Source organism: Streptococcus sp. FSL L8-0526, from assembly GCF_038007145.1.
Lineage (GTDB): Bacteria > Bacillota > Bacilli > Lactobacillales > Streptococcaceae > Streptococcus > Streptococcus thermophilus.
Genome location: NZ_JBBOWP010000006.1, coordinates 1 through 6813 on the forward strand (window position 1 = coordinate 1; position 6813 = coordinate 6813).

Sequence of the window (6813 nt, forward strand, 5' to 3'; positions counted from 1 at the left end):
CTTCAAGTAGAACTTTATCAATCATTTCTTGTTTTAATTTAGGAGAATAATAACGATTCTTTCCCTGCTTTCTCAGTTCATATATTTGAACTTTATCTTCGTAAGTCAATTTCATAATAAAAACACCCCCAAAGTTAGATTTTTGCTGTCTAACTTTTGGGGTGCAGTTCATTTCGGCTCTTTTTATTTATAATTTTATAACTTGCCCATGCCTCATCTATAGATAAGGTCTCAGTATCTGTGTATGATCCTCTATAACTATTCCAAACTAAACCGCTACTCGAATCTGTTGCCTGGGTAACTGGGGCTTGGTCGTAGATAGTAAGCCCATAGTATGTAATAATACTATTTAAGTATGTAATAATACTATTTAACTTAGAAGCATAAAGACTATCCGTAGCATAGGTTCCTGTGAGTGCCTGAGTAGCATCCGCATAGCTGCTTGTATTTGATTTCCAAGTACCTGAATAAGTAGATGACGTCATTAAAGTAGCATAATCTTCTAGAGAATCACTCAGACTTCCATATAAACGGAAGGGCTCGTCAATCTCGTAAATATTTCCTGTACCATCATCTTCCCAAGTACGCATTGTAACAAAGTTCCCATTATAAGAACCCTTAATACCAAAGAAGTTGTAATAAGGAGCTTGACTCAAGCCTGACTGACCTGAATTTGATTTCAAAATTGCATGAGCAATTAAAACAGAGTTATAGATATTGTAGTCCTGACCAATCTGTCTCACAGTCTCACCAATACTATCAATAAAAGCTGTCGTAGTTTGATTATAGGCGGCTTCAGCTTTAGTATTGACACTATTATCATTTTTTCTGTCTGTTATAGATGCCAACACCAAAAAAGTGAACAAAAAAACCCACTATAAAAACAAAATACTTCTTTAAAAGACGACACATACAACCCTTCCTTCATAAAAAATAATTATAATGTTTTAATACTATTCTATTAAAAAACTAACGTCCCGCAATCTTCTTACCTAGTTTTTGCTGAGAACTAAGGCAGAAGTCACCTTTACATCGTATTTATAATAAGCTATAATATAGCTAACTTTTAAGGAGCTAACTTAATGAAAATAAAAGAATTCTTACCTGGAATAAGCATTTCAATAGTTATATCACTCATAGCTTGGTATCTTGGAAACTTATTTCCTATTATTGGTGGGCCCGTCATTGGACTTTTTATCGGACTCTTATTAGCTAGTCTACTTATAAATCAAAAAAGATTTATAATAGGGATGCAATTCACATCGAAAAAAGTATTGCAATACGCAGTTGTTCTTCTGGGATTTGGATTAAATCTTTCTCAAGTCTTCAACGTTGGTTTAACATCTCTACCCATTATTTTAACTACTATTGCTACTGCACTGATTACTGCTTATGTCATCCATAAGCTATTTAAATTAGATAGTGAAATCGTAACTTTAGTAGGAGTAGGATCATCTATCTGCGGTGGTTCTGCTATTGCAGCCACTGCGCCTGTTATCAAGGCCAAAGATGAGTCCATTGCAACTGCAATCTCTGTTATTTTCTTTTTCAACATTTTGGCAGCTCTACTTTTTCCTCACTTAGGCTCTTGGTTAGGGCTCAGTAATCAGGGCTTTGCTATATTTGCTGGAACAGCTGTTAATGATACATCCTCTGTAACTGCTACCGCTAGTTCATGGGATAGCTTACATGGAACATCCATCCTAGAGCAGGCAACGATTGTCAAACTAACAAGGACACTTGCTATTATTCCTATTACTCTAGGGCTCTCTATTTGGCAGTCAAAAAAAGATAATACAAAGGAAAGGTTTTCTCTGACCAAAGCAATTCCAAACTTTATCCTTTGGTTCCTGCTAGCTTCACTCATTACAACCGTAGCAATGTCTATGGGGGTCCCAGCAGCTATCTTCGCTCCTTTAAAAGACCTTTCAAAATTCATGATTATCATGGCCATGACAGCTATCGGTTACCAAACAAATCTCAAAAAACTAATTACTAAGGGAGGTTCTGCTCTATTAGTGGGAGGGCTTTGTTGGCTATTAATTAGTGTCGTTTCACTCCTCATGCAAAAACTATTAGGATTTTGGTAAAATAAATAGAAAACTCACAAACTTGCTCAGTTTGTGAGTTTTTTTATTGTGTAGTTATTTTTTATATTTAAAGATATAGGTTTGAATAACCTTATCTCCCTCATTTGTCACTCTCAAATCAACATCATAGTTATTAGTTGCACCACTTATGTCTTGAACCTTATAAACACCATCCTTCCTTACTGAGGAAGGAGATACTTGACCAGAATAATGGTTTACTTCAAGAACTGAAGTACTCTATGGAGATAAAGAAATGAAACCATTTAAAGAATAAAAATCATAAAAAATAAAACCTAGAAAACTCAGTGAAGCAAGGTTCCCGAAATAATACTTAAAAAAGCCCCCGATTTCAACCCCTGTTTACCCACTTAGTCATTATTTTCCTTTAACTTAACATTATTTTTATTAGAGTATCTTTAAATTTTATTTTACACATATTGGGGAATTTTGTCAAATTATTTGATATTTAAAACATAAACTAAATTTCTTGACATGTCAAAAGCCGTTAGCAATCTAACGGCAATTTTTTATATCTGAGATAACGTATTCAAGACGGTTATAAAGACCAAGCAATAAGTCATAACTTCGATTTTCGTTTTCTTTCAAAACAGAATAGACTGTTGTACCGTAACTAAATTCAAAGAAGTCATCTAATTCTTTAAGCCAGTCATCAATAACCCCTAACTTTTGATCTATAATAGCAAATAAACTTGGCTGATACCAGATTGTACCTTCGATATAAAGATTTTTGTCAGATAATTTAGATAGTAATACTTTTAAGTCAGCAAGCTCACGTTTAGCAAGATTGGGATCAATCTTGAGATCGAAAAGCAAGCGTGCATCATGATTAAGAATATTGAGTTCTGCTTGAAGCAGTTGAATATAGTGTATCGCTACTAAATACTGGTTCATAGGTTTCTCCTGGTCTTCTGAAAATCGTAATATTATTGTACCACTAAAGAATGAAAAAAGTAGTAATTATTTAATATTTTACGTGATTTTCTTAGAAATATTTTTATATTGAAAGTTTTATTTTAAAATAATTACACTAGCTTTTTTTCTAATACTATAAAGAATAAAAAATTTTTCAAAAAATAAAAAAATCACTCAAATGAGCGATTTAATACTCTTAGTGACTGACCATTTCTTGTGCAATTTCAAAGCCGCTAAGTTTTCCAGGGTAGTAAGTTGGCCAGTTGTCCATTTCTTTTAGAATTTCTTCTTGGTTACTATTACCAAAGAAAATGTGAAAATGTGCTGAGCTTGTTGGATCTATTTGATGATCAGAGAATTGGACATACTGGTAAGGATTATCTGCCGCTTGACTGTCAGTTGCCGTAAAGAGATAACGAACACCCTTTTTATCAGAAGAATAGGTCAAAATCTTATAACCATCATAACGATAAGTGTGTGTCACACTGCTTCCATCAGTCTTAGTGAAAGTAATGGTCATCTTTTTCCCATCAATGGCAATTCTAGAAACATCTGTTTGATAACCCTTAGTATAGTATTCTTTGTACTCTTGTGCTGTTTTATCCTTATTCAGTAGAGATTTGTATTCAAATACTTGATCTAATGTACCATCTTGAAGGAAGGGATAAATCGATTGCCACTCGCCTGACCAATCTGACAGTTCTCTGTCTTTGACATCTTTGTCATCAAAGTAACCATTTTGAACAGTTTTCTTGTCATTGCTTCCATCTTCAGGTTGAATATCTTTACCTTCAACATCTGTTGTCAAACGAAGACTTTTTAGATTTTCAGTCATAACACTGACATAATCTTCACCTTTTTTCAATTGATCCTTAGTTAGGGATTCAATAGGGTTTAAAACTGCTGTCTTAACTCCTACTTCATTGGCTAAGGTTTTAGCAATACTACTAGAAGCATTCTCTTCAAAGTAGATATACTTAATGTCATATTCTGAAACATACTTAGAAAGGCTAGCGATACGTTTTGCAGATGGATCAGATTCATCTGAGACACCTGAAATTGGTACTTGGGTTAAACCATAATCTAAGGCAAGGTAGGCAAAGGCTGAGTGCTGTGTAACAAAACTCTTCTGTTTTGCCTGACTAAACGCTTCTGTATATTCCTTATCCAAAGCTTGTAATTCTTTTAGATATTCTTCTGCGTTGCTCATAAATACCGCTTTTTTATCTGGATGTTGAGCAATCAAACCATCTCTAATAGTTTCCACTAATTTTTGAGAACGTTTTGGTGAGAGCCAAACATGGGGATCGTACTCATGGTGATGTTCTTCGCCACCATGATCGTGATCTTCTTCCTCTGTACCAGGCAAAAGAATCATTCCTTTACTTGCCTTAATGACTTTGGTATGTTTGGTGTTAATGTTTTTTTCAACCTTTGGAACCCATGTTTCCATATTCTCATTTAGGTAGACAAAAGTGTCAGCCTTCTCAATATCAGCAACATTCTTAGTAGAAGGCTGAAAATCATGGACCTCACTACCTGCAGGGATAAGATAAAACACCTCTCCCTCATCTCCAACAACCTGTTTGGTGAATTCATAAACAGGGTAGAAGCTCGTTATAACCTTCAAATCACCATTTCCCTTTGAATCGTGTTGACTAGTCGTATAATAAATACCTGCACCAGCTGCTAGAACAACAGCTGCTAATCCTGCTAGGCCAAAAATGCGTTTCTTTTTCATGATATTCCTTTCAAAATACTTAACCAGTTAATAGTTTACCGGTTAAGTATATCACACTAATTTTATTTTGCAAGTCCTAAATAAAAAAATTGAACTATTTCGAAGAGAAAAAAATTATTTGATATACCGGGAGTATCATTTTGAAAGTAGGTTACACATGTTTCGAAAACTAACCCTATACATTTTTCTATTTTTGTCAGCCATCGGCCTTGACCTATGATACACCATCATATACTTCTGGCGCTTTGTCTGGCTCGACTTATGGAATTATTGGGCTATCAACTCTCATTGCTCTCTGCTACATCATTCCAGCAATATTTCTGATTCAGTTCTTAGGCAAGAAATGGCAGGTGAAACCGCTTATTCTCGTATTTGCTCTAATTGGCGGATTCTTTATTACAGGTTGGTTGGCAGGTTATGCTAATACTTTTTTTCATGAATGGGTGATTGCCCGTCTTTCTTCAAAGAATTTCTTCTATCGATTTGAGGATGCTATAATGGCACCACTGGTTTAGGAACCTCTCAAACTAGCTTCATTTATCTTTGCTATCTATGTGGTTCCAATAAAAAGTTACAAAGGACTCTTACTCGTTGCTATTACAGCAGGTCTGGGCTTCCAGATTAGTGAAGACTTCTCCTATATTCTTTCAGATTTGCCTGATGGTTTTTCTTATACAATCTCAGGAATTCTTGGTCGAACTATTGGTGCTGTATCGTCTCACTGGCTTTACACATCCTTCCTCGCTATGGGGCTAGTCCTGATATGGCGTTCACGTCAAAAACTCATTAGTTCTAAATACAGTCTTATTGATATGCTTTATGCTTGTGGTACTTTTGCGGCACACTTGCTTGAAATTTACCTCTTCGAAATTTAGAAAGCGATTTGCCATGGGCATCAGGTCTTCTTATTTCACTCAATCTTTTCTTCCTCATTACACTTTATCAGATCCTCTCGAAACTGGATGAAGAAAACAAGTAATGTTAAACTACGAAAAAAAACTTTCCAATTTTATGGAAAGGCTTTTTTGATGACTTTAATCACTCATAGAAAAACGATTGGTCATCAGATTACTAGCATCATCTAAGACTTTTGCCAATAGTTTATCTGTTCAAGTATTCATAGATATCTGAAACGGTGTCCCCTCCTGTAGAGAGATCAAACTCAGGGGGCAGAGAGTAACTCAATCATCGAGATCATAACACTTGCTCGAGCTTGCGCATTACTTCCTAAATCAGAACTATCAAAACGCATCCCATCAAAGATGCCTTCAAAATCATCTTTAGCTTCAAACACAATTTGCTGATTAAAATGGCCAAATGAATCTGAAATCATTGGAATGTTAAATCGTTCTTCATGAATGGCAGCTTCCCAATCTTTAAAAAATTCCTTAGGCTGGATGGCATAACCGAGCTTTTGTTTCATATAGTCTAAGGCTCTTACAGGATCTTGACCATAAACATTTTCCCAAGTGTCTCCTCGTAAAACTTCTCCCAACCATTGTGTGGCCTTTTCTGATAAATATTTATAAAATAGTAAGCCAAAAATGTAGTCTTTATAGGCGGTTAAACCAATCTGTCCTCGGGTTTGATTTAAGAGGGCCCACATTTTATTTTTTGTTCATTTGATAATGCCATTTTATTCGCTTCTTATTTCTTGCGAGTATTTTTAATTTTTTATAGTGAATTGAAGAAGCTCATTAATGCAGTCTCAAATTCTGAGGCTCCAAAAAAGCTTAAATTTTCCTCTGCTTCAATTTCTGAAAATTTATTTTTAGGAACCCCAATGTGATATAAGAATTCTTCGCATATTTCACGATCAGTACAGTCAGTAATTTTTTTAGGAATATAATTTCCGTTACTGTAATACATAAACGGGCCTCCTTTGTATAAACACTAAATAAACGTCCTTTCGTTTTTGTGTCTTCCTAGACAGATTATAACACACAATTTTCTGTCCACTTTTATAGTATAGCTCTAATAACAAATACATTGATATTTCAAACAGTATAACAAACTGAACAGTTCCATGGCAATTATTTGGTTACGACT

The 6813-nt window shown here is 34.8% G+C and carries 5 protein-coding genes and 2 pseudogenes; 2 read left to right on the forward strand and 5 right to left on the reverse strand.

Annotated features, from left to right (window positions below):
* Window positions 1–149 precede the first annotated feature (149 nt).
* A complete protein-coding gene (locus NSQ85_RS10605) occupies window positions 150–866 on the reverse strand; it encodes a glucosaminidase domain-containing protein (RefSeq protein ID WP_232087373.1) in 717 nt (238 codons plus the stop codon).
* Window positions 867–1082: 216 nt separating this feature from the next.
* Here NSQ85_RS10605 and NSQ85_RS10610 point away from each other — a divergent pair, with 216 nt between their 5' ends.
* Complete coding sequence (locus NSQ85_RS10610; protein ID WP_179972913.1) at window positions 1083–2090, forward strand: YeiH family protein; 1008 nt, start codon at window positions 1083–1085, stop codon at window positions 2088–2090.
* A 513-nt stretch (window positions 2091–2603) separates the two neighbouring features.
* Here the strand turns inward: NSQ85_RS10610 and NSQ85_RS10620 are convergent.
* Both NSQ85_RS10620 and NSQ85_RS10625 read right to left on the reverse strand, forming a co-directional pair.
* The gene (locus tag NSQ85_RS10620) at window positions 2604–3002 is read right to left on the reverse strand and encodes a hypothetical protein (protein ID WP_179972912.1); all 399 of its coding nucleotides are present in this window, start codon (window positions 3000–3002) and stop codon (window positions 2604–2606) included.
* A gap of 217 nt (window positions 3003–3219) precedes the next feature.
* Window positions 3220–4764, reverse strand: coding sequence for a zinc ABC transporter substrate-binding protein AdcA (locus NSQ85_RS10625; RefSeq protein WP_180482013.1), 1545 nt, complete (start codon window positions 4762–4764; stop codon window positions 3220–3222).
* 157 nt (window positions 4765–4921) lie between these two features.
* On the opposite strand from NSQ85_RS10625, the pseudogene NSQ85_RS10630 reads away from it, so the two are divergent.
* A pseudogene (locus NSQ85_RS10630) lies at window positions 4922–5743 on the forward strand (PrsW family glutamic-type intramembrane protease).
* 131 nt (window positions 5744–5874) lie between these two features.
* Here the strand turns inward: NSQ85_RS10630 and NSQ85_RS10635 are convergent.
* A pseudogene (locus NSQ85_RS10635) lies at window positions 5875–6399 on the reverse strand (type I restriction-modification system subunit M N-terminal domain-containing protein); the annotation flags it as partial.
* A gap of 39 nt (window positions 6400–6438) precedes the next feature.
* A complete protein-coding gene (locus tag NSQ85_RS10640) occupies window positions 6439–6633 on the reverse strand; it encodes an oleate hydratase (protein WP_011227135.1) in 195 nt (64 codons plus the stop codon).
* Between the last annotated feature and the right edge of the window lie 180 nt (window positions 6634–6813).

Coding starts and splice junctions, on each gene's coding strand:
- NSQ85_RS10610 (WP_179972913.1), top strand. CDS start 1,083: ATGAAAATAAAAGAATTCTTACCTGGAATAAGCATTTCAATAGTTATA.
- NSQ85_RS10625 (WP_180482013.1), bottom strand. CDS start 4,764: ATGAAAAAGAAACGCATTTTTGGCCTAGCAGGATTAGCAGCTGTTGTT.
- NSQ85_RS10640 (WP_011227135.1), bottom strand. CDS start 6,633: ATGTATTACAGTAACGGAAATTATATTCCTAAAAAAATTACTGACTGT.
- NSQ85_RS10620 (WP_179972912.1), bottom strand. CDS start 3,002: ATGAACCAGTATTTAGTAGCGATACACTATATTCAACTGCTTCAAGCA.